The organism is Pseudomonas ceruminis (assembly GCF_021602025.1).
GTDB classification, from domain to species: Bacteria; Pseudomonadota; Gammaproteobacteria; order Pseudomonadales; family Pseudomonadaceae; genus Aquipseudomonas; species Aquipseudomonas ceruminis.
On sequence record NZ_BQHW01000002.1, the window covers coordinates 383,472 to 406,316 of the forward strand.

Consider the following 22,845-nt stretch of genomic DNA (forward strand, 5'->3'; position numbering starts at 1 on the left):
TCGCACCGCCCGCCCTACTGCAAGCCTCGCCACACAAGGGCTACAGCCTTATTTGCGCGACATGGCATGTATTTCGCTCCAGGCCCTGCAAATGCCTGGGGCGCTCAAACATGCGGCCTGGGCCTGTTGAACCCCTGCCTGGAGCTGCACATGATCAAACCCTGGCGTCACGGCCTTGCCCTGCTGGGCGGCCTGTTCCTGAGCCTGAGCGCACTGGCCGCCGATTCACCGGCCGCAGTACGCATTGCCATCGTCGCCTTCACCCAGGGCGGGGCGCCGGTGTTCGGCGGCATTCCCGGCCGCGTGATTGAGGACGGCTGGCTGGAGCAACAACTGGCGGCCCGCGGTGTGAAACTGCAATGGACCGCCCTGCCCCATGCCGGCGCCGGGCCGCAGATCAACGAAGGCTTCAGCAACAACAGCCTCGACTTCGCCGTACGCGGCGATTTGCCCTCGGTCATCGCCGGGGCCGGCCACGTGCCGGGCAAGCTGATCGTGCCCGGTGGCAGCGGCAACAACATCTACCTGGTGGTACCCGCCGGCGCCTCCGTGCACAGCATCCAGGACCTCAAAGGCAAGCGCCTGGCGCTGCACCGCGGTCGCCCATGGGAATTTGCCTTCAGCAATTACCTTGCAAGCCAAGGGCTGAAGCTCGACGACTTCAAGATCGCCAACCTCAACCCGCAAGTGGGCGCAGCGGCCGTAGCGGCCGGCAAGGTCGATGCGGCAGTGCTGCTCAACGAGGCCTACGCCCTGGAAGACAAAGGCGTGGCACGCATTCTCTGGTCCACCAAGCAGGGCGCCACCGACTGGCGACTGGTTTCGGACCTGTGGGGCACCGACACGTTCGTCGAACAGTACCCGCAGCTCACGCAACTGGTGGCCACGGCCTGGGTTCGTGCCGCCTGGTGGATCTCTCAGGAGCAGAACCGCGATGGCTATTACGCGCTGTCCTCCCGTGCCGGTGTCAGCGAAAGCGTGCTGCGCCGTGACGACCAGGACGACCCGATCGCCTGGAAGACCCGCTGGGCTCCCAAGAGCGACGCCCAGCTCAAGGCCCACTACGACGCCCTGGGCCAGTACGCCCTGGACAACCGCCTGATTCGCGCGCCCTACGACATCAGCAACGACCTGGCCACCGGCTTCACCCGCCAGGCGCTGGTCGACTTGCAACTCACTCATTACTGGCCGTCGCTGGACGCCCAACTCAGCCAACAACCTTAAGAGTATTCCCCATGAAACTGCCTGCTTCTCTCGCCTTCAGCCTTAGCGCCCTGGCCTTTTCCATCGGCGCGATGGCCGCCGACACCTTTGCCCCCAAGCCGGACCCGCAACAAGGCGACGGCCGTGTGTCGAGCTTCTACACCTGGTCCAAGGCCATCCCTGCAACGCCTGGCAAGCTGCTGCGCAGCGAACCGCTGGAGCAGGCGCTGAGCCTGCCGAACGCAGCCAGTGCCCAGCGCATCCTCTACACCTCCCTGGACGGTATCGACGGCAAGACGCCAATCGTGGTGTCCGGGGCACTGTTCATACCCAAGGGCAAGGCGCCTGCCGGTGGCTGGCCGGTCGCCAGCTGGGGCCACGGCACCGTGGGCGTGGCAGACATCTGCGCACCGTCCTGGGCCGGCCGCTCCTACCGCGATGTGCAGTACCTCAACCGCTGGCTTGAGGAGGGCTATGCCATCGTCGCCACGGACTACCAGGGCCTGGGCGTGCCCGGTGGCCACCCGCTGCTGAACAACCGCATGGCGGCCTACGGCATCCTCGACGCCGCCAAGGCTGTGGTTGCAGGTGTGCCGGGGCTGGCCGACAAAGTGCTGATCATCGGTCAGTCCCAGGGCGGTGCCGGCGCCTTCGCCGCCGGTGCCTATGCTGCCACCTATGCTCCCGACCTCGTCGTCAAGGGCAGCATCGGCACCGGCGTGATCTATACCGTGGGGTCGAAGAACGTCGGTGAGCAGGACCCGAACAAGGTCGACCCGGCGCTGGCCTACGGCTTCTACACCCTGCTCGCCGCACAACAGTACGACCCCAGCATCGACCCCCGCGACTTCTATACCGACAAGGCCCTGCCGCTGTTCGAGCAGGCCCGCACGACCTGCCTGTCGTCGCTGGTCAGCGACGTGGTCGGTACTGGCCTCACCCCGGCCAACGCCAAGAAGGACTACCAGGGCGACAAGCTCAAGCCCTGGCTGGCCCAGGTCTCGTACCCCACGCTCAAGCTGGCACAACCGATCTTCATCGGCACCGGGGCTGAGGATAAGACGCCTGCCGCCGCCACCCAGGTTGCCCTGATGCAGGACGCCTGCAAGGCCGGCTCGGTGGTCCAGGGCCACCTCTACAAGGGCCTTGGCCACAGCGAAACGGTCAATGCCTCGCTGAAGGACTCGATCCCCTTCGCCCGCCAGGTAATAAACGGCCTGCCGGTCACGCCCAACTGCAGCCCAACCGTCCAGTAAGGAGCCCAGGCCATGAGTATCGAATTCTTCACCCGTCTGCCGCTGCATGGCGAAACCCAGTTCCTGCCCGGCGACCCGCGCAACCGCGGCGACTGGCACGCCGGCGGCCCGAGCACCGGTGCGGTGTCAGGCTTCACTGTCGGCGATCACTTCACTTATATCGACTACCTCGGGCAGATCGCCCGGGCGGCGGAAATCAACGGTTTCGGCGGTGCATTGATGGTCAACGCGCCCAGCGGCGAGGAGCCCTGGACGGTCTGCTCGCTGCTTGCCCGGGAAACCCGCACGCTGAAGTTCGTCACCGCGTTCCAGCCCTATCACTACACGCCCTGGGTGGCGGTGCAACAGGCCGCGACGTACCAGCGCGCCACCGGCAACCGCCTGGTGTGGAACATCATCAACGGCGGCTCCGACGCCATCCAGCGCCAGGTCGGTGATTTCGAAGACCATGACCAGCGCTATGCCCGCGCCACAGAGTTCATGGACGTGGTGCGCGGCTACTGGCACAACGAGCAGTTCCATTACCAGGGCACTTACTACAGTGCCGAGGGCGGCGGCCTACGGGGCCCGCTGAAAAAGGCCGAGCTGCCGCTGATCTGCACTGCCGGCTCATCGGTGGCGGCACGCGAGTTCGCCGCCAAGCATGCCGACTTCTACCTGATGCGCGCCGAACACCCGGATGAGATCGCCGCATTGATCGCGGACATCCGCGCCCGTGCGCTGAAATGGGGGCGCACCGATATCCGCTTCGGCCTGTCCATCGATGTGATTGCCCGCGAGAGCGAAGACGCCGCACGGGCCGAGGCTAAACGCTTCTTCGACGAAGGCGTGGCCAAAGGCACGGTCAAGGCGCGCGTCGCGCATGCCGGCCTGCGCACGGCGCGCAAACTGAGCTACGAGCATGGCTACAGCGACCAGGACGACGCGCAATCGTTCGACGACTTCTTCATCCATCCCAATGTGTGGACCGGTTTCGGCTATATCGGCATCCCGCCAGGCTGCGCGCTGGTCGGCAGTTACAGCAACGTGGTGGCGCGCATCCGTGAATACCACGCCATCGGCATCGACCTGTTCTTCCTCGCCGGTTACCCGCACCTGGAGGAAGCCTACCGCATCGGCGAGCACATTCTGCCGCACTTTCGCAGCGAACGCGCCGCCCTCGCCCGGGCGGCCGTTTCCCCCGTGCAACTGCACGCCAGCAACGGAGGCTGAGCCCATGGCCAGGGACGGTTACCCATTGAGCCGGCGCAGCTTCCTCGGCCACGCCGGGGTGCTGGCCGGCGGGCTGCTGGCCGGCTGCGGCCCCAGCGACAGCCCTGGCAGCGCAGTTGCCGACCAGCCGCGCCAGGGCGGGCGGCTGCGCCTGGGCATCATCGATGGCAACCAGAGCGGTAACCTGGACGCCCACAAACCGGTCGGCAGCGGCATCGTGCGAGGCTTTGCGCTGTACAGCAAGCTGTGGGAGTGGGACGAGCAGATGCAACCGCGCCTGGCGCTGGCCGAGTTCGCCGAACCCAACGCCGATGCCAGCGGCTGGACCCTGCGGCTCAAGCCGGGGTTGGAATTCCACCACGGCAAGACCATCGATGCCGACGACCTGATCTTCTCCATCCGGCGCCTCACCGACCCGCAGCTGGCCTCGCCGTATGCCGCGCTGCTGCACTGGGTGGACCGCGACAACCTGGTCAAGCTCGATGAACGCACTGTACGGCTGGGCTTTCGCGATGGCCGCAGCTACTTGCCGCTGCCCGAAACCTGGGTCAACTTCGGTGGCATCGTGCCGGTGGACTACCACCCGGTGACCAACCCAGTCGGTGCCGGCCCCTACAAGCTCAAGAGTTTTACCCCCGGCCAGCGCTCGCTGTTCACCCGTTTCGACAACTACTACAAAGCCGGCAAGCCGTATGCCGATGAACTGGAGATCATCGACTTCAAGGACCAGACCGGGCGCCTGGCAGCCTTGCGCGCCGGGCAGATCGACATGGCCAACGTGATGTCCACCGAACATCTGCAGGTGCTCCAGGCCGACCCGCGCCTGCAGTTGCTCAAATCGGTGAGCGGCAACTGGCTGTCGTTCGACATGAACACCGCCAAGGCGCCGTTCGACGACCCACGGGTTCGCCAGGCGTTTCGCCTGCTGGCCGATCGCGAGGAGCTGGTGCGCCGGGCGCTCAATGGCCAGGGCCGGGTCGCCAACGACCTGTATGCGCCGTTCGATCCAACCTTCGATCACAGCCTGGGCCCACGCCCGCACGACCCGCAACGGGCTGCGCAGTTGCTCAAGGAGGCAGGCCAGGAAGGCCTGCAGGTGGAATTGGTGACCACGCCTGGGCCGGGGCTTGCCTCTGCGTTGGTGCTGGCCGAACAGGCGCGGCGCATTGGCGTCACGATCACGGTGCGTCAGGTGGACCTGGCGACCTTCCAGGGCCCGCAGCGCGACGACTGGACACTGAGCACCGGCGGCAGCATCGGCGCGCCTTTTCTGGCCAGCGCCATCCATACCGATGCGCCGTTCGCCGTGGCCAACAAGACCCACTTCCACGACCCCGAGTTCAGCGAAGCATTCCTCGCGGCCATGGCCCAGCCGGACCTGGCCAAGCGCACGGCGCTGGTCCACCGCGCGCAGCGTATCCAGTACGACCGCGGCGGCATGCTGATCTGGGGTTACGCCGATTTGCTCGACAGCGTCAGCACCCGGGTCGGCGGGGCGCAGGCGGAGCAGTCACTGTTCAGTACCTGGAGGTTCGAGCGCCTGTGGCTCAGGAGTTGATCTACAGACGGTCTACTGCCTGCTCCCGCCCTAAAGCCGGACGGGCGCCAGGGCCGGTACAGACGCCCCCCTAAATCAACACCAACCGCAGGCGCGGCTGCGCCCTCGCTGTTCCCATTTCCCTGAATCGAACGAGGCCCAGCCCCCATGCTCCCCGTTGCCTTGCTGCACCCGAAATTCAAGCCTAGCGCACTGGCACTGGCCATCCTGGCGGCCAGCACACCCCTGGCTCACGCCCAGGACACTCAACTGCAGACAGTGACCGTGCAGGCCAAGCAGGTCGATGACGACGCCCTGCCCACGCGCCCACCCGCCTCGATCTATGGCGGCCTCGAAGCGAAGGTGCTCGACACCCCACGCTCGGTCACCCAGATCAACGCCGAGCAGCTGGCCCGCGACCCAATCCGCAGCGCCGACGACCTGGTCAAGTACGCGCCTGGCATTACCCGTGGCGGTGGCCAGAACGCCGGCATCGCCCCGCAGATGCGTGGGCAGAACACCGAGGTGTTCCAGGACGGCCAGCGCGCTTATGGGGTCCGTCACCCGGCCAACTTCAACGCCTACGAAGGCGCCGACATCGTCGCCGGCCCCTCCTCGGTCAGCTATGGCTCGGTCAGCGGCAGCGGCGGCTACGTCAACTACCTGAGCAAGAAGCCCGACTTCAACCGCTTTCGTACCCAGCTCAGCGGTGAAATCGGCAGTTGGATCCCCGATGGCCAGTCGCGCGATGCCACCAAGTTCAGCGTCGACAACACCGGCCCGCTCAGCGACAGCCTGGCCTACCGGGTCAGCATCACCCGCCAGCGCCAGCAAGACTTCTACGACAACGTCGAAAACAACTTCGACGCGTTCTACGGCGCCCTGGCCTGGCGCAACGACAACCTGCGGGTGGACTGGAACGCCGCCTACGACAACTACTACGACTACAACATCACCCACGGCTGGAACCGTGCCAGCCAGGACCTGGTCGACCATGGCAAGTACTACGCCGGGCGTGCCACACCGATCATCCAGAACGGCAACACGTTATGGTCGCCGGTACTGTCCTCCGGCGCCGCCGACGCCCAGGTACTGGGCTGGGTACAGCGCCAGCGCAATGCCCAGGGCCAGTACCCGGTGGTCAACGGCAGCTTCCAGGGCACTTCACCCAACACCCAGGCCAGCCCCGGCAGCCTGCGTGGCTGGGTCTATGACCCTTCGCTGGCAGGCAATGGCCTGACCTCACTGTCGTCGCAGACCGGGCAGCGTGCCGAGGACCAGAACCGCTCCCGGCGCTTTACCACGCAACTGCGGGTCGAAGGCGAGCTGACCCCGTCGATCACCCTGGCCAACAGCACCTTCTACCAGCATTCCACCGACACCACCGACGCGGTGGGCGCCTTCCAGGTGCAGGGCAAGGACGACATCTTCGACAACCGCTTCGAGTTCCGCGCCCGCGGCCAATGGCAATTGGGCAACCTGACGTTGGTCGATGACAGCAACACCGGCCTCATCTACCGCCGCGAGTCCAACGAGTCGATCGCCGCCAACAACAACTTCGGTTCCACCATCAACGCCTACGACCTCACGCTCGACCCCAGCCTGAAGAACCCCGGCGACCTGCTGGGCCTGGCCGGGCGCAACCCGGCCGGCGGCAATGCGGCCTGGATCGGGCAGCCGGGCGTGCCGCAGTTTTCCAGCTATTACGGCTGGCTCAACCTGCCGGCCATGTACCCGGCAGGCCACGGCCTGTATGCCGAATCGGTGGCCCCCTACACCGCCGACAGCACCTGGACCACCAAGACCCTGTTCAGCCAGCACAACCTGCGCCTGGGTGAACGGTTTGGCCTGAACGTCGGCGCCAGCCGCAGCTGGATCGACGCCCGCATCGAGAACCCCTTCGTCCTTGCCGGCGGCAACCCGCGCAAGGATGCCAACAACTACCGGCTTTTTTCGGTGCAGGTCAGCCCCTACGTCAAACCCACCGAAAACAGCACCCTGTACTACACCTTCGACCGCTCGTTGGCGGTCAACACCGGCTTCTTCACCAACGGCCTGGGCTGGGGCAGCGGCGCCGGCGCCAACCAGCTCAACCCCCTGGCCTTCGAGAGCCTGAGCGTGCTGCATGAAGTGGGCCTGAAAGTCGAGGCGGTGCCCGACCAGCTGTTCCTCACCTTGGCCGCCTACCGACAAGCCCGCGACCAGGCCCCAGACAGCAACAACTCTATCGCCCGGCTGATCGTCAAAGGCTGGGAGGCAACGTTGCGCTATCAGGATGACCACCTGCGCGGCGGCCTCAACCTCAGCCGTATCAGCGCCTATAACGAGTTCACCAGCCAGGCCGGATTCGCCTCGGCCGGCTTCATCCCCGACAACGGCACCGTGTTTGGCGACAACAACAGCCTCAATCAGCGCCCTTCTGGCAAGTTCGATGCCGTGCAGATTCCCGAATACAACGCCGGCGGCTATGTCGACTACCGCTTCGACTCAGGCTTCGGTGTGGCGCTGTCCGGTTGGTGGACCAGCAGCTGGTACCTGAACCTGAGCAAGACGGTGAAGGTGCCGGACGAATACAACCTCGACCTCGCCGTGTATTACCGCCAGCCCCAGTGGGGGGCCACCCTGCGCATGCTCAACGTCACCGACGAGCTGAACTTCGTCAGTGGCCTGGCCGGTTCGACCAATACCTTCCTGCAACCGATGCCTGGCCGCACCCTGCTGGCACAGGTCGATTATCAGTTCTGACCCTGACCCTCACCTGAAAGGCTCCGCCAATGCCCATTGAATTCGTCGGTATGATCTTCCCCCGTCAATGGTCCGAGACCCGCGGCGTGCGCACGCCCGACTTCGACCTGCCGTTCATCCGCCACCATGCCCGCGCCCATGAGCACGCCGGGTTCGACCGGGTACTGATCGCCAGTGGTCCCGGCAGCGCCGACAGCCTGCAGATTGCCGCGTATGCCGCCGCGCACACCGAGCGCCTGGGCTTCATGATTGCCCACCGCCCCGCCCTGACCGCGCCCACGGTGGCGGCGCGAGCCTTCGCTACCCTCGACCACACCACCGGCGGCGGGCGTATCCGCCTGCACGCGATCACCGGGATCAGCGCCGAGCCACAGGAGGGCGACACCCTGCTGGACAAGACCGAGCGCTACCGCCGCACCGACGAGTACCTGGAGATCGTCCGGCGCACCTGGACAGCCGAGGAGCCGTTCGACTTCCAGGGCCGCTACTTCAACGTCAAAGGTGCATTCTCACCGGTAAAACCCTTGCAACAGCCACACATCCCGATCTCCTTCGGTGGCTCTTCCGACATCGCCTACCAGATCGCCGTCAAGCACGCCGACCTGTATGCCTTGTGGGGTGAGCCGCTGAAGGGGGTGGCCGAACAGATAGCCAAGCTCAAGGCCGCCGCCAGCGCCGCTGGCGTGGCGCCACCGCGGGTCAGCCTGTCGGTGCGGCTGATCCTGGGGGCCACCGAAGAGCTGGCCTGGCAGCGTGCCGAACAGATTCTTGCGCAAATCAAGGCCAACCCCCAGTACGCGGCGGACAGCCCCTGGCACAAGCGCATCAAGGGCACCGGTTCTGAACGCCTGCTCGCCGCAGCCGCCCGCGCCGATCGGCATGACCGTGCGCTGTGGATGCCCACGGCAACGGCGGTAGGCGCCTACGGTGATACCACGGCACTGGTAGGCACCCCGGAAACGGTGGCCCAGGCGTTGCTCGATTATGTCGACCTGGGGGTGACCACTTTCCTCAACCGAGGCTATGACCCACTGTATGACACGGTGGACTATGGGCGCTGGGTGATACCGGCCGTACGTGAGGAAATCCGGCGCCGTCAGGCCCGAATTGCTGGGTGACCTCGCCGTTGCGCCTGCACCGTCCTCATCACCGGTTCGCTGGCGATGAGGACGCCAAGCGCACTACAGGTTCAGCCTGGGCGAATGCTCTACCAAGGTCCGGGTATAGGGATCGACCGGCTGGCCCAGTACCTGCTCAGCGGTCCCCTGCTCCACCACCTTGCCCTGGCGCAACACCAGCACGCGGTCAGCAATAGCCCGCACCACACCCAAGTCATGGGTCACGAACAGCAGCGTCAGGCCCTGTTCCTGCAAGCGTCGCAACAACGCCAGGATCGACGCCTGCACCGAGACATCCAGCGCCGACGTGATCTCATCGCACACCAGCAGGCGCGGTTCGCAAATCAACGCTCGGGCAATCGCCACCCGCTGCCGCTCGCCGCCCGACAGGCTATTGGGATACAGGTCGGCAACCCGCGCCGGCAGCGACACACGCTGCAGCACCGCCTCGACCCGGCCACGTGCCTCGGCGCCGCGTATGCCAAAGAAATGCGCCAGGGGTGCGCTCAAGGTTTGCGCGATGGTCTGGCGTGGGTTCAGCGCCCGGTACGGGTTCTGAAACACATACTGTATCTGGTGGCGCAGCCTTGCATCGCGCTGCCGCGCAGCGAAGGGCAACGGCTCGCCCGCGTAGCGCAACTGCCCCTGAAGGTTCTCGCCAAGCCCGGCAATCGCCCGGGCCAGGCTGGTCTTGCCCGAGCCGGACTCGCCTACCAGCGCCAGGCATTCACCCTGCCTCAGGGCGAATGAAACATCGAAAAGCACCTGCCGGTCATAGGCGACGTCCAGGCCCTGCACCTCCAGCAAACGCGCCTGGCTGTGCAGCGCCGGGGCCGCCCCAGGGTTTTCGCCCACGGTCATCGCCTCGCGATACGGCAGCAGGCAGGCAACCTGTTGGTGATGGGCATGGTCAAGCAAGGCTGGCTCGATGACCACACACTCGGCACGGCGCCTGCTACACCGGGGCGCGAACGCACACCCTGGCGGGCGCTGGCCCGGCGCCGGTGCATGCCCGGCAATCGCCTGCAGCGGCTGGCGCCGGCCGACATCGGGAATGGCCGAGAGCAGCGCGCGGGTATAGGGGTGGGCCGGTGCCTGGAAGAGAACGTCGCGCCCGGCGATTTCCACCAGCCGCCCGGCGTACATGACCATCACTCGGTCCACCAAGTCGCGGACCACAGCCAGGTCATGGGTCACGTACAGGGCCGCCACGCCATGGCTGCGGCACAGACGCTTCAAGGTGTCCAGCACATGCGCCTGGGTGGTGACGTCAAGCGCCGTGGTGGGCTCATCCAGCACGATCAACCTGGGCCGCAGCACAAACGCCAGCGCCAGCATCACCCGTTGCTGCTGCCCACCAGACAACTGGTGCGGGAAACGCTGCACAAACGCCTCGTCATCGGGCAAGCCAACGTCGAGCAAGGTTGCCCCTACGCGCTGGCGCACCACGCTGCGGGCAAGACCCGGATGATGCGCCAACACGGTCTCGCGCAGCAGCGCACCGATGCGCAACGCGGGGTTCAAGGCGGTGGCCGGGTCCTGGGCGACGTAGCCGATCAACCCGCCACGGGCCTGGCGCAGGGCCTCACCCTGCAGGTCGAGCACAGCTTGCCCGGCCACGGCGATGTGCCCGCCGACGATCCTTGCGCCCTGCCGGGCATGACGCAGCAAGGCGGTGGCCAAGGTGGTCTTGCCCGAACCGGACTCCCCCACCAGCCCGACGATCTCCCCTGCTGCCAGGCTGAACGAAACGTTGGCCAGCACATCCACCTGCGACGCCAGCTCCACACGCAGGTCGCTGACCCTCAGCACCTCGGTATCTATCCTCAACGCGGTCGTCACGGCTGTTTCTCCCCAATCCTGGCACTGACCCGGCCGATACCTTCGGCCAGGATATTGGTGCCATAGGCAAATACCGCGATCAGCAGCGCCGGTGCCAGCACTGCCCAGGGTTGTACCAACAGCCCGGCCTGGTTCTCGTTGATCATCAGGCCCCAGTCGGCCGCCGGTGGCGCCACGCCATAGCCCAGGAAGCTCAAGCCCGAGAGCATGCCCACCGCCCAGGTCAGCATGTTGCCAAAGTGCACCAGCAGCGGCGTGAGGATATTCGGCAGGATCTCGTTGAGCAGAATCCGCCAGCGCGGGTAGCCCATCATCTGCGCCGCCTCGACGAACTCCTGCCCGGCCACCGCCACCGCGGCGCCCCGTGCCAGGCGCACCACGCCCGGGGTAAAGGCAATGGCCACGGTCAGCACGATCAGCCATGGCGCGCGGCCAAGCATCGACACGATCAGCAGCACCAGGATAAGGTCCGGAAAGGCCAGCGAAACATCCGCCGCCCAGCTGATCGCCTGATCCAGGCGTCGGCGCGAGAAGCCCGCCAGCAAGCCGAGGCCGCTGCCCACCAGCAAGGCGATGGAAGCCGCCGCCAGCGACATCCACAACACCGACAGGCCACCGCTGAGCAGCCGCGAGAGCAAGTCGTGCCCCAGGAAGTCATGCCCAAGCGGTGCGTCGGCACTGGGCCCGCCATACACCGGGCCGACCATGGCAGTGGGTGCGTGTGGCGCCAGCGCTGGGCCGAGTAAGGCCAGCAAAGCCACCAGAACGGTGATCACAGTGCCCCGCCGCACCTGCGGGTCGGCCCACCAGCGTGCGTCAATCATGGTTGGCCTCCTGGGCAGGTGTGCTGCGCACGCGCCGCCACCAGGGGCGGATACCGCGCCGGTTGCGTCGGATCATCCGCACCCGGCGGGCGGTGCGCAGTTTGGGCGTGAGCAGAACGGTCAGCAGATCGGCCAGCAGGTTGATCAGCACTACGGCCAGGGTAATGACCAGCACCACACCCTGGATCATCGGCAAGTCGCGCATCTGGATCGCCGCGTTCAGGGCCGTGCCGATGCCCGGGTAGCTGAAGATCACTTCGGCCAGCAGCGCGCCACCGACCAGCGTGCGCAGGGTCAGGGCCACGCCCTGGATCGCCGGGGTCAGCGCATTGGGCAAGGTATGGCGCCAGACGATACGCCGCTCGGGGATGCCGCGCAGGCGGGCGGCGATGACATAGTCGGATTCCAGCGCCTCGATCATCGAAGCGCGCACCATCCGCGTCAGGTACGGCAGTGCGGACAAGCTCAGGGCAATCACTGGCAGCACCAGAAACGGCAGTTGCCGCCACAAGGGCTGTTGCGGATCGAGGATCGACACCGCCGGCAACCAGCCCATGCCGGGCATGGAAAACAGCAGCACCAGGCCAATGGCCAACAGAAAACCCGGGGTCGCCTTGAACAGGATCAACACCGAGAGCCCCCAGCGGTCCAGCGGCCGGTCACGCCGCAACGCCAGGCTCACCCCCAGCACCAGGGCCAACGGCACCACCAGCGCCAGCACCCCGGCGAGCAAGGCCAGCGTATGGCCCAGCCTGCCGAACAACAGCTGCGCCACCGGCACTTGCGAGTCCAGCGAAATGCCCAGATCACCCTTGAGCAAGGCGCCGAGCCAGCGCAGGTACTGCACCAGGATCGGCTGGTCGAGCCCCAGTTGCCGTTGCAGGGTCAGGATGCTTTCCAGGGGCGCGTCCGGGCCGAGAATGACCCGCGCCGGGTCCGAGGGCAGCGCCTGGGTGGCGATGAACACCACCAGGCTGATCACCCAGGCCGTCAACAGGCCATAGCCCAGACGGCCGATGAACCAGGCCAGCCAGGCGGGGGTACGGGGGGAGCGGTCATTACGGTCAGGCATGGTTCAACCACAGCTCGTCAAAGCGCCAGGAGGCGAAAGTGGTCTGTTCCGGGACGAGCCCGCCGACCTTGGCAGACGCAGCATCAAGCACGTCCGAAAAACCCCAGATCAACAACCCACCGCGCGCGTGCTGAATGACCTGCGCTTCATGCACCAAGGCCTTGCGCCGCTCCAGGTCGGGCTGAGCGAGGGCCTGGCGGAACAGCTCGGTGAAGCGCGGGTCATGGAAATTGCTGCGGTTGTAGATGGCCTGGGGGGCGTCGTTGTGCAGCCCCGAGGCGAGAAAACCACGGGCTGGGGTCGAGCCGGGGGACAGTTGCCATTGCTCGCGCTGCGGGCCGTTGAACACGGAGCCATCGACCTGGTTGACCTTGACCTGCACCCCTGCCTTTTGCGCCTGCTGGGCGAACACCAGTGCCGCGTTCACCCCTGGGCCAGGCGTGGTGGTCAACACCACGCGCAGATCGTCCTGCCCCGCCTGGCGCAACAGCGAGCGGGCCTGATCGAGGTCATAGGGACGCTGGGCGATGGCGTGGTTGAAGGTCGGGTCATGGGGCGCATAGAGGTCGTTGGCGATCCGGCCAAAGCCATTGAGCCCCCGGGTTACCAGCTCCTGGCGGTCGGCCAGCAGGCGAAACGCCTGGCGCACGCGTGGGTCTTGGAACGGAGCCTTGGCCAGGTTCAGGTTGAACCCCGTGAACGAGGTGGTCGGCGAGGCATACAGGCGCAGGCGCGGGTCGGCCTTGAGCAAGGCACTGTGTTCGGCCTGCACACCGCTGGCCACGTCGATCTGCCCGGCGCGCAGGGCGGCGGCGCGCGAAACCTGATCCTTGAATTCGATGATTTCCAGCTCGTCGGCGTAGGGCTGGTTGGCTTTGTAGTAGTTTTCAAAGCGGGTGTAGAGCGAACGCTGGCCGGGCAGGAAGCTTTTCAGTCGGTAAGGGCCCGCGCCGACCGGGTTGGTCAACGGGTGGTAATCGGTAGGCACGATACCGCCGAAGCTGATCAGCGTTTCATCCAGCGGATAGAAGCTCTGCCCCTGCCTGAAACGGACCTCGATGGTACGCGCGTCCAGCTTGCGCAAGGCCTGGCGGTCGATTGCCCCGACCAGCCCGGCGAAGGGCGATGCCAACTGCGGGTCGGTCAGGCGCAGGATGGAGAACAGCATGTCGTCGGCGGTGATGGACTTGCCATGGTGAAACTCCAGGCCCGGCTTGATGCGGATGGTCCAGGCACTGGCATCGGCGTTCGGCTCGGCGAACTCGGCCAGCGCCAGGCGCGTGCTGACGTCGGGGTTCCACTCCCAGAACTTGGCGTACAACGCCCAGCCCCGGATGATGCCGCCGCCCACAGGCTTGTGCGCATCAAGGTTGCCGGCCTGGTCACCGTCGATGATGCCCACCCGCAGGCGGCCACCGCGCACCGGCGTGTTGGACAGCGGCTGTGACGCCGTCGCAGGCGCACCGGCGTCACAGCCGCTGAGCAGCCCGCCACCGAGCAGCAAGCCGCCCCCGACCGCCAGGCTGTTGCCGAGAAACACCCGGCGCGAAAACAGCTCGCTCATCACCCTCTCCTTACACCGGCTCGGCCACGGCCGGCTTGACTGCAGCACCGAGTTGCGGCACGTCGAAACCGTGATCGAGCTCCAGCAACGGGAACAGCAGATCGGCCACCCGGTGCGCTTCGTCGATCAGCGGAAAACCCGAGAGGATGAACGCCGACGTACCCTGGGCTTCGTACTCACGCAGGCGCTCGGCGACCTGTTGAGCGCTGCCCACCAGGTAGGTACCGGCGGCCGGGCCGAGGATGTTGAAACCGAACAGGCTCGGGCCAAGCCAGACGTTGGGGTAAATCTCCAGCTCACGGGCGGTGGGCAGGCGCCCGGCGCGGATGCTGTCGAGGTTGCGCTGGATGCGAGGGTCCTCACTGACGTAGCTGTCCAGGGTCTGACCCGCCGGTAGCTGTCGCTCGATGGCGGCCCGTGCAGTGGCCAGCGAGGTGCGCTGCAGCAGGCGCTCGGCGTGGGCCCAGGCCTCCTCTTCGGTTTCGCGCACGATCACCTGCAGGCGCGTGCCGTAGGTCAGCTCGCGGCCGATCTTCGCCGCCTCGGCGGCCACCCGGCGGAACTTGTCACCGAGCTTTTGTGGGGTATCGGCAAAGCTCAGGTACACGTCGAGCAACTGCACCGAATGGGCCACGCCCGGCGCCGAGGTGCCTGCCCCCCACAGCGGGATGCCAGGCTTCTGCCGCGGTGGGTGCCAGCCGCCCAGCGGATGGCTGGCCGCCGCCGGTACGCGCGGTGAGAGTTTCACGTAGCGGCCGTCGTAGCCGCCGGTTTCACCTGCGTAGAAGCCCTGGAAGGCGCGCCAGTACTCGAGGCTGAAGTCATACCGTTCATCGTGCGGGTAGTGCACGCCGAGGGTCGCAAGACCGGCATCGTTGCCGTTGACCACATTGAACAGCAGGCGCCCGTTGGAAAACTGGTCGAAGGTCAAAGCCCACTTGGCCAGTACCGCTGGCGACACCTCGCCGGGGTGCTGGGCCACCAGGAAGCGCAGGCGCGTGGTGGCGTCAATCAGCGCGGCAGAGACTGCCAGGCTTTCGTTGGGGCTGGAGCCAAGCAGCGAACCGTAGTAACCCAGGCGATCCGCAGCCACGGCCAGTTGCTTGAGGTGCTGGAAATCGGTTTTCCAGCGCCCTTCGGGTTCCCAGGGATAGGGGCCGTCGGGGGTGGTGAGGTACCAGAGGATCTTTACCGCCATGTGCGTGGTCCTTGCTTCGATGAGAGGTTGGCCTGTGGGGCTGCTACGCAGCCCCAGCATGCGAATCAGCTACGCCGGTCGATACCGGGCACCAGGCCCAGTTCGGACGCACGTTCGTACAGCCCGCTCATCTTCCATTGCTGGGTGAGTACACCTGGGCCATAGGGCCGCGAACCGCCTAGGGCATCGGCGAGCAACTGGATCTGAGCCCCCTCCTCCAGCAACAGGATGAATTCGGCCGTGGCGCGCAGGCCCTGCTTGCCCCACACGGTAGAACCGCCATTGGCTTCGAGAATCGCCAGGTTGAACGGGTTTTCGGCAATCTTGTCCAGAATGAAGTCCACCTCCGCCTGACGCCGGTCGATGTACACCGGCAGTTCGCGCGCCAGCTGGTAGCGCTGCACCGGCACGTAGTGGAACGGCAAGGTGCGATGCGTCTGCGCCCAGGCGCCCAGGTACGGGCTGTGCACGTGGGACACGGTGGTGATGTCGGCGTGGGTCTGGAACAACTTGGTGTAACGGCCCAAGCCGCCTTTGCCCTTGCCCACCAGCACGTTGCCGGCAAAGTCGGTGACGGTGGCCTGCAACGGCTTGCGGTGGTTCCAGGGGCCGCCGTAGTTCACCGACACCAGCAGTTCCTCGCCAGGCACACGCTCGATGAAGCCCACCGTGCCATTGGCGGTGATGGTGTTGGTTTCACGAAAGACGGTGAACGCTGCCTCGGCCTCGGCCAGCACTTGGTCGATGAAGGTTTGCAGCTCGGCGGTGATGGGGCGTTCGTTGATCAATACGGTCATGTCGGTTCTCCTGGTGACGATGCGAAGTCAGGCGCGGCGCTGGGCCAGCAGTTGATGGGCAGCTTGCAGGGGGCGTGGGTCGACCCAGTCGGCAATGTCGAAATCGCCTTCGAGGAAGCCGTGCAGGTAGAGGAAGTTCTTTTGCGTGCTCAAAAACGCCAGGCGCTGAGCGGACAGGTCAGGCGCCAGGGTGGTATGGAAGTCCCCCCGGTAGGCTTCGGCCACGCCCTGGCTGCCGGCACGGGTTTCGTCTTCGAGGAAGCTGTTGAGCCCAGCGCGGTTACCGGCCGCCCACTCGGCGGCACGCAAGGTTTGCGCGAGGAAGCGCACCACCAGGTCGAAATGGTTGTCGAGCAGGCTCTGGTGCACGGTGATTGGCCGGGGCGTGCCGTTGTTGATGCGATGCCGTGGGTCCGCCAGCAGGTCAAGGTCGACCCCGACCACCAGGCCCAGGCGCCGTGCCGCATCGGCAGCGGCCGCGCCTTTGACGTAGACGGCATCCACCTCGCCGCGGGCCAGGTACTCAAGGCCTGACCACAGGCGTTGCAGCCCCAATTGCGGCGTGGTGGCCCCGGCCTGGTCGAGCAGCGCCACCTCCACCAGTTGCACATCGTCCAGGTGCAGGCCGGGCCGAGGCCAGCGCGCCTTTGTAGCCGTGCAGGCTCATGGCCCTGGCGATGCTGCCTGGGCGGCTGTCACCCCAGGCCGGCAGGGCCAGGCGCTTGCCGCGCAGGTCGGCGGCGCTGCGAATGTTCGAGTCGGGGCGAACCAGGATGGTTTGCCATTCTTCGATCCAGGTCAGGCCGATCAGCCGGCTCGGCGAACCTGCCGCCCGTGCGGCCAGGGCGGGAACGTTGCCCCCTTCGCGAAACAGCCCTGGCAGTTGGTGATCGTAATGGTGATGGCCCAGTTGGCGGGCTTCCTGGAGGGTCGAGACCGGCAGACCATCGCCAGCAAATTCTTCGTCCAGCCAGCCAAGCTTGTAGGCAATGCCCGAGGCGGTCGGGACTGGGCAGCGGGTGAACCAGATGCGGTCCAGGGTGGGTGTGTCGTTGGCGTGGGGCACGGGAGTAGCGAGGGTCATGGGGTGGCTCCTTGGGCGTCGTGTAGGCCCTGTTGCAGTGTGCGTGCCAACCGCTGGAAGGCTTGATTTACCTGGGGTCTGCAGGTGCTGCCCAAAGGCGGTTGCTGGGCTGGGAGCAAGATTGCGGGCCCACTGCTGCCACAGCAGCAAGGCACGTGACGACAGGTGTTGCTGGGGCAGCAGGCTCTCGGGCCAAGCCCTGTGGGAATGGGGCATTGCGGGGAATGGCAAAGAACTTGCTCAAGGGTGACTGACCGCGGTGTCGCCATTGGCGGGCAAGCCCGCTGCCTCAGGAGTGCTGCCGTCCCTCAGACGGCTGACGCACCTGTCAGCGGGTTTGTCCGCCAAACCGGCGCACTGGCCCTTGAAGACAATTGCGAGACAGCCCATGAGCGCCATCGAACCCAACCCCATCCACCGCCTGACCAGCGAAGCCGAAGCCATCGCGGCCGCCCGCGAAGTTGCAGCGCAGATCGCCGAGCTCGCCGCCGACCCAGGCAACAATGGCCAGCTTCCACGCCGTCAGGCTGAGCTGTTGTCGCGCAGCGGCCTGACCGCCATCGGCGTGCCGGCCCAGTTCGGCGGCCTGGGCGCCTCGGTGCAGACCCTCGTTGAAACCGTGCGGCTGATCTCCACCGCCGACGGCGGGGTGGGCCAGTTGTTGCAGATTCACAACGTCATGCTGCGGGGCATTTTCACCGGTTACGCCGATGATGTTCGCGACCGCCTGGTCGCCGACGTGCTGGCCGGCAAACGCTTGGGCAATGCCCTGGCCGAAGTCGGCGGCAAGAACAAGTTCGCCCTCAAGACCCGAGTCGAGCGCCGCGCCGATGGCTCGCTGGTGCTCAACGGCAGCAAGTTCTACTCCACAGGTGCCTACCTGGCGGACTGGATCTCGCTGACCGCGGCCAGCGAGGACGGCGGCGTCGGCGTGCTGCTGCACCGCGATACCCCGGGGCTGACCCTGGTGGACGACTGGCAGGCCTTTGGCCAACAGAACTCGGTGAGCGGCACGGTCAACTTCGACGACATCGTCCTCGATGAACGCTACCTGTCGCGCCGCAGCGGCCCGATGAAACGCACCGGCCTGACTTTCCCGCAGATCCTCCACGCCGCCATCGACACCGGCATCGCCGCCGGTGCGTTGCAGGCAGGCGTCGACTACCTGCGCGAGCATGCGCGGGCCTGGGTAGAAAGCGGCGTGGAGCGGGCGAGCGACGAGCCCCACGTCATTCGCCAGGTCGGCGAATACGCCGTGGCTCTGCGCGGCGCCGAGTCGGTGCTGCGCGAGGCCGCACGGGTGTTCGACGACCATGAACGCGACCCCGAGAACAAAGCCCTGCAGGATGAACTGATCCTCTCGGTGGCCACCGCCCGTGCGCACTCCGACGCGGCATCGCTGAAAATTTCCAGCGACCTGTTCTCGCTGCTGGGGGCCAGTGCGTCGTTGAGCAAGTGGAACCTGGACCGCTTCTGGCGCAATGCCCGCGTGCACACGACCCACGACCCGATCCGCTGGCGCCTGCACAACGTCGGCAACTACTACCTCAATGGCGCCGACCCAGGCGAGTACACCGCAGTACTCAATGCCAAGGAAACCCAGGGCGCCACGCGCCGTTAACGCCCATGTGGGGCCGCGTCGCGGTCCCGGTTTCGAGTCTCTACATGAACCATCCGCTTCTACGCGCCCTGGCCATCTACCGGGAAATGCCCTGGCGCTTCGCCCTCGTCACCACCTTGTACATTGCCGGCAACCTGGGCCTGGTCTGGCAACAATGGCTGATCGGTCACGCCGTCAACGATGTCAGCGCCGGCCGCGCCGTGGTGCGACTGCCCGAAGGTGGCCTGGACGCGTCCGTGGCCTGGCACTGGCTGTGGCTGTTGCTGGCCATCGCCTTTGCCAGGGGGGCGTTGCAATACGCCGCCGCCGTGCTGTCGCTGGTGCTCAGCCAGGCCCTGCTCACGCGCCTGCGCGAGCGCATCCTGACCCAGGTCCAGCGCCTGCACCTGGGCTACCACTGGCGTCACGGCATGGGCGAGCTGGTGACCCGCACCACCCGGGACGCCGACAAGGTCCGCGACGCGCTGATCACCTTCTGGCGGCAGATCATTGAAACACCCCTTGTGGTCATGGCCGGCGTGGGCCTGCTGTGCTGGTACGACCCGCTGCTGGGCCTGGTGCCGCTGCTGCTGACAGGCGCCGGGGTGTGGCTGTTCGTCGTGCAGACCGACCGCCTGGTGGCCCTCGACCGCGCGGTCGGCGCCGCCTACGACCAGGTCAGCCAGGACCTGGCCGAAGGCATCGGCGGCGTGCGGGTGATCAAGGCGTTCGGCCTGGAACGCCAGCGCATCGCCCGGTTCGCCCAGCAGGTCGGTGTATTCACTGGCCATGCCCGCGCCGCCCTGGCCTACGCCAGCTCGCGGATTCCACTGCCGCAGGCGGTGGTCGCGCTGGGGCACGTGTGGATCCTCGTCTACGGCGCCCATCGCGTGGCTGCCGGGGGGCTGGGGGTCGGCGAACTGGTCACTTCGTTGCTGGTGGCCACCACCCTGGTGTTTCGCATAGAAGGCATCGGCCGGGTCATGCAGACCTTCGCCGACGCCCGCGCCAGTGCCGAGCGCATCTGGCAACTGCTGGACGAGCGCCCGGCGATCGTCGGCGGCCTGGCCACGCTGCCGGCAGGGCCTCTGGGGCTTAAGCTGCACCAGGTGGGTGTCAGCGCACCTGACGGCGGCCGCGCCATCCTGAGTGACTGCTCGCTGACCTTGCAGCCTGGCGAGGTGGTGGCGCTGGTCGGTGCCACTGGCACCGGCAAGAGCCTGCTGGCCAGCTTGCTGCCGCGCCTGGCCGACGTACAGCACGGCGCCGTACAGGTGGGCAGCGACCACAGCGGTTGGCACGATGTACGCGACCTCGACCTGGCCGAGCTGCGCCGGCGGGTGCAGGTTTTGCCGCAGGAAAGTTTTCTGTTCTCCGACAGCCTGGCCGCCAACCTGCGCCTCGCCGCGCCGGACGCCAGCGCTGCGCAGTTGCACGAAGGCCTGCGCCTGGCCGCCGCCGAAGATGTGCTCGAACGCCTGCCCCATGGCCTGGACACGCCGTTGGGTGACCGCGGCGTGACCCTGTCAGGTGGCCAACGCCAGCGCCTGTGTCTGGCGCGAGCGCTGCTCGGGGCACCGGACATTCTCTGCCTGGACGACGCCACCAGCGCCCTGGACGCCCTGGCTGAGCAACGGGTGCTGGACAACATGCGGCGCCTGCGTGGCGAACCGGGGCAGGGCCCGACCCTGCTGCTGATTACCAGCCGCCTGTCCACCCTGCTGCTGGCTGACCGTGTACTGGTCCTGGAAAACGGCCGCATCAGCGCCAGCGGCAGCCATGCCGAGTTGAGCGCGAACAACCCCACTTACCGTGACCTGCTGGGGATCGACCATGAGTGAAGCACGCCACACGGCCCCCAGCGATATCGACGTAGAGCAGCGCCTGGCGCGCCTGACCCTGGACCGGAGCATGTTCCATCGCCTGCTGCCGCTGCTGCGACCGATTCGCGGGCAGATCCTGGCGGTGATCGGTATCGAGCTGCTGCTGGTCTTCACCGTATTCTTGCGGCCCTGGTTCGTCCGCGAGTTGCTGGACAATGGCCTGGTGGCCAGTGCTGGCCACTGGCTGCTGGATGAGCGTCTGGTGCTGTGGCTCGGCGTGGGCCTGGCGGCCAGCTGGCTGGGGCGCTTTTTACTTGCCGGGGTGTCGCAGTGGATCGCCGGGGGGGCCGCGATTCGTGTGCTCAACGAATTGCGGATCACAGTGTTCGCCCACGTCCAGGCGCTGTCAGTGAGCTATTTCGACCAGACCCGCGCCGGGCGCATCATCTCCCGTGCCGACCGCGATGTGGACAGCCTTGAGCCGCTGCTGGTCCAAGGCCCGCCGGAACTGCTCGGTGCCCTGCTGCGCTGTGGCCTGGCGGCGCTGATGCTGTGGCGCATCGAGCCAAGCTTTTTCTACAGCCTGGCCGCCACCGTGCCGTTGCTGGCGGTGGCCACCTGGCGCTTCAAACGGGTGTCACAACGCAACTGGGCCAAGGTCGCCGAACACCGCAGCCGCTTTACCGCACACCTGGTCGAGAGCGTCAGCGGCGTGCGGCTGATCCAGCAGTGCGGCCACGAGCAGAAGAACCAGGCGCGCTACCGCGGCCTGCTGGAAGACTTCAACCAGGCACTGGTACGCGGCAGCCTGCGCGCGGGCTGGTTTGCACCGTTCACGGCATTACTGAGCACTGCTGGCATGGCCGTGCTGTTGCTGGTGGGGGGCTACGGCTTGGCGCAAGGCAAGGTCAGTGTCGGCCAGGTCGCCGAGAGCCTGTTCTACGTGTTCCTGTTCCTAGGGCCGTTGCAAGAGCTGTCCGACCTGTTCGAACGGTATGCCACCGGCAGCGCCTCGGCGCAGCGGATCTTCCTGCTGCTCGATACCCGCCCGCAGGTACTCGACCCGCACACCCCGCAGCCGCTTGCCCGGGCACAAGGCAAGGTGGACTTCGAACACGTCGGCTTTGCCTACACCGCCAACGCTGCGCGGCCAGTGATCGACGGCCTCGACCTGCACCTTCACGCAGGCGAGGTGGTCGCCATCGTTGGGCCGTCGGGCCATGGTAAAAGCACCCTGGTGCAGCTGCTAACGCGTTTTTATGAGGTGCAAAGCGGCGCCGTGAAGCTGGACGGCATCGACCTGCGCGAGCTGGCCCAGCACGACCTGCGGCGCAATGTGGGGGTGGTGTTGCAAGACAATGTGCTGTTCAGTGGCAGCATTCTCGACAACCTGCGCCTGGCCGCCCCGGGGGCCGACGATGCCCGGCTGGTGGCCGCAGCGCGCGAGCTGGGCGCCGACGAGGTGCTCGAACGCCTGCCCCAGGGTTACCACAGCGAAGTCGGCCCGCTGGGCACTCACCTGAGCCACGGCCAGCGGCAACTGGTGTGCCTGGTACGCGCCTACCTGGCAGACCCTGCGGTCCTGGTGCTGGACGAAGCCACCTCGGCGGTGGACGTACACACGGAGCGGCGTATCCAGCGCGCCCTGCGCCGGCTGTGCCAGGGCCGTACAGCGATCATCATCGCCCATCGCCTGGCGACCATCCGCGATGCCGACCGGATAGCCGTGGTCCGGCATGGGCGGGTGGTGGAACAAGGGCCACATGCGCAGTTGATGGACAGGGGCGGGGCGTATGCCGCGCTGTATGCGGCTTACCTGCGCAGTGCGGGCGAGCGCTTGCCCGATTTGACCAAAGCCTGACCTCACCGGCCTCTTCGCCGGCCTGTGCCGCGAAGAGGCCCTGTTCATGCTGCTCTCCCAGCATCCATTGCTTCTCGATTGCTGCCACAGCAGCACCTGGCCCTCCCCC

At 66.5% G+C, this 22,845-nt stretch carries 15 protein-coding genes and 1 pseudogene; 9 read left to right on the plus strand and 7 right to left on the minus strand.

Annotation, left to right across the window (positions count from 1 at the left end):
• The first annotated feature begins 150 nt into the window (after positions 1–150).
• The 6 genes from L6D80_RS04075 to L6D80_RS04100 all read left to right on the plus strand — a co-directional run bounded on the left by L6D80_RS04075 (position 151) and on the right by L6D80_RS04100 (position 9,071).
• On the plus strand, positions 151–1,224 hold the full coding sequence (locus tag L6D80_RS04075; RefSeq protein ID WP_176514293.1) for an ABC transporter substrate-binding protein: 1,074 nt from the start codon (positions 151–153) through the stop codon (positions 1,222–1,224).
• A gap of 11 nt (positions 1,225–1,235) precedes the next feature.
• Complete coding sequence (locus tag L6D80_RS04080; RefSeq protein ID WP_176514295.1) at positions 1,236–2,459, plus strand: lipase family protein; 1,224 nt, start codon at positions 1,236–1,238, stop codon at positions 2,457–2,459.
• 12 nt (positions 2,460–2,471) lie between these two features.
• Positions 2,472–3,671 carry an LLM class flavin-dependent oxidoreductase gene (locus L6D80_RS04085; protein ID WP_176514297.1) on the plus strand — a complete coding sequence of 400 codons (1,200 nt, stop codon included), beginning with the start codon at positions 2,472–2,474 and terminating at the stop codon, positions 3,669–3,671.
• Positions 3,672–3,675: 4 nt separating this feature from the next.
• Complete coding sequence (locus tag L6D80_RS04090; RefSeq protein ID WP_054899770.1) at positions 3,676–5,229, plus strand: ABC transporter substrate-binding protein; 1,554 nt, start codon at positions 3,676–3,678, stop codon at positions 5,227–5,229.
• A 147-nt stretch (positions 5,230–5,376) separates the two neighbouring features.
• On the plus strand, positions 5,377–7,953 hold the full coding sequence (locus L6D80_RS04095; protein ID WP_176514299.1) for a TonB-dependent receptor plug domain-containing protein: 2,577 nt from the start codon (positions 5,377–5,379) through the stop codon (positions 7,951–7,953).
• 29 nt (positions 7,954–7,982) lie between these two features.
• A complete protein-coding gene (locus tag L6D80_RS04100) occupies positions 7,983–9,071 on the plus strand; it encodes an LLM class flavin-dependent oxidoreductase (protein WP_176514301.1) in 1,089 nt (362 codons plus the stop codon).
• 63 nt (positions 9,072–9,134) lie between these two features.
• On the opposite strand, the gene L6D80_RS04105 is transcribed toward L6D80_RS04100, so the two are convergent.
• The 7 genes and pseudogenes from L6D80_RS04105 to L6D80_RS04135 form a co-directional block, all read right to left on the minus strand.
• Positions 9,135–10,913, minus strand: coding sequence for a dipeptide ABC transporter ATP-binding protein (locus tag L6D80_RS04105; protein ID WP_176514303.1), 1,779 nt, complete (start codon positions 10,911–10,913; stop codon positions 9,135–9,137).
• The gene (locus tag L6D80_RS04110; RefSeq protein WP_054899774.1) at positions 10,910–11,737 is read right to left on the minus strand and encodes an ABC transporter permease; all 828 of its coding nucleotides are present in this window, start codon (positions 11,735–11,737) and stop codon (positions 10,910–10,912) included. The genes L6D80_RS04105 and L6D80_RS04110 overlap by 4 nt, the downstream gene beginning before the upstream one ends.
• Positions 11,730–12,809, minus strand: a complete 1,080-nt coding sequence (locus L6D80_RS04115) for an ABC transporter permease (RefSeq protein WP_054899775.1) — start codon at positions 12,807–12,809, stop codon at positions 11,730–11,732. The genes L6D80_RS04110 and L6D80_RS04115 overlap by 8 nt, the downstream gene beginning before the upstream one ends.
• A complete protein-coding gene (locus tag L6D80_RS04120) occupies positions 12,802–14,373 on the minus strand; it encodes an ABC transporter substrate-binding protein (protein ID WP_176514305.1) in 1,572 nt (523 codons plus the stop codon). The genes L6D80_RS04115 and L6D80_RS04120 overlap by 8 nt, the downstream gene beginning before the upstream one ends.
• A 10-nt stretch (positions 14,374–14,383) precedes the next feature.
• Positions 14,384–15,571 (minus strand): LLM class flavin-dependent oxidoreductase, encoded by a 1,188-nt coding sequence (locus L6D80_RS04125; protein ID WP_176514307.1) that lies wholly within the window; start codon positions 15,569–15,571, stop codon positions 14,384–14,386.
• 65 nt (positions 15,572–15,636) lie between these two features.
• Positions 15,637–16,368: a class II aldolase/adducin family protein gene (locus tag L6D80_RS04130; RefSeq protein ID WP_054899778.1), complete on the minus strand. Its 732-nt coding sequence runs from the start codon at positions 16,366–16,368 to the stop codon at positions 15,637–15,639.
• A gap of 27 nt (positions 16,369–16,395) precedes the next feature.
• Positions 16,396–17,452: pseudogene (locus L6D80_RS04135) on the minus strand (ABC transporter substrate-binding protein).
• 388 nt (positions 17,453–17,840) lie between these two features.
• Here L6D80_RS04135 and L6D80_RS04140 point away from each other — a divergent pair.
• The 3 genes from L6D80_RS04140 to L6D80_RS04150 are packed head-to-tail and all read left to right on the plus strand — an operon-like array spanning position 17,841 to position 22,736.
• The gene (locus L6D80_RS04140; protein ID WP_054899780.1) at positions 17,841–19,073 is read left to right on the plus strand and encodes an acyl-CoA dehydrogenase family protein; all 1,233 of its coding nucleotides are present in this window, start codon (positions 17,841–17,843) and stop codon (positions 19,071–19,073) included.
• Between the two features lie 44 nt (positions 19,074–19,117).
• On the plus strand, positions 19,118–20,893 hold the full coding sequence (locus tag L6D80_RS04145; RefSeq protein WP_176514309.1) for an ABC transporter ATP-binding protein: 1,776 nt from the start codon (positions 19,118–19,120) through the stop codon (positions 20,891–20,893).
• Positions 20,886–22,736, plus strand: coding sequence for an ABC transporter ATP-binding protein (locus tag L6D80_RS04150; RefSeq protein WP_176514311.1), 1,851 nt, complete (start codon positions 20,886–20,888; stop codon positions 22,734–22,736). The genes L6D80_RS04145 and L6D80_RS04150 overlap by 8 nt, the downstream gene beginning before the upstream one ends.
• Positions 22,737–22,845 lie beyond the last annotated feature (109 nt).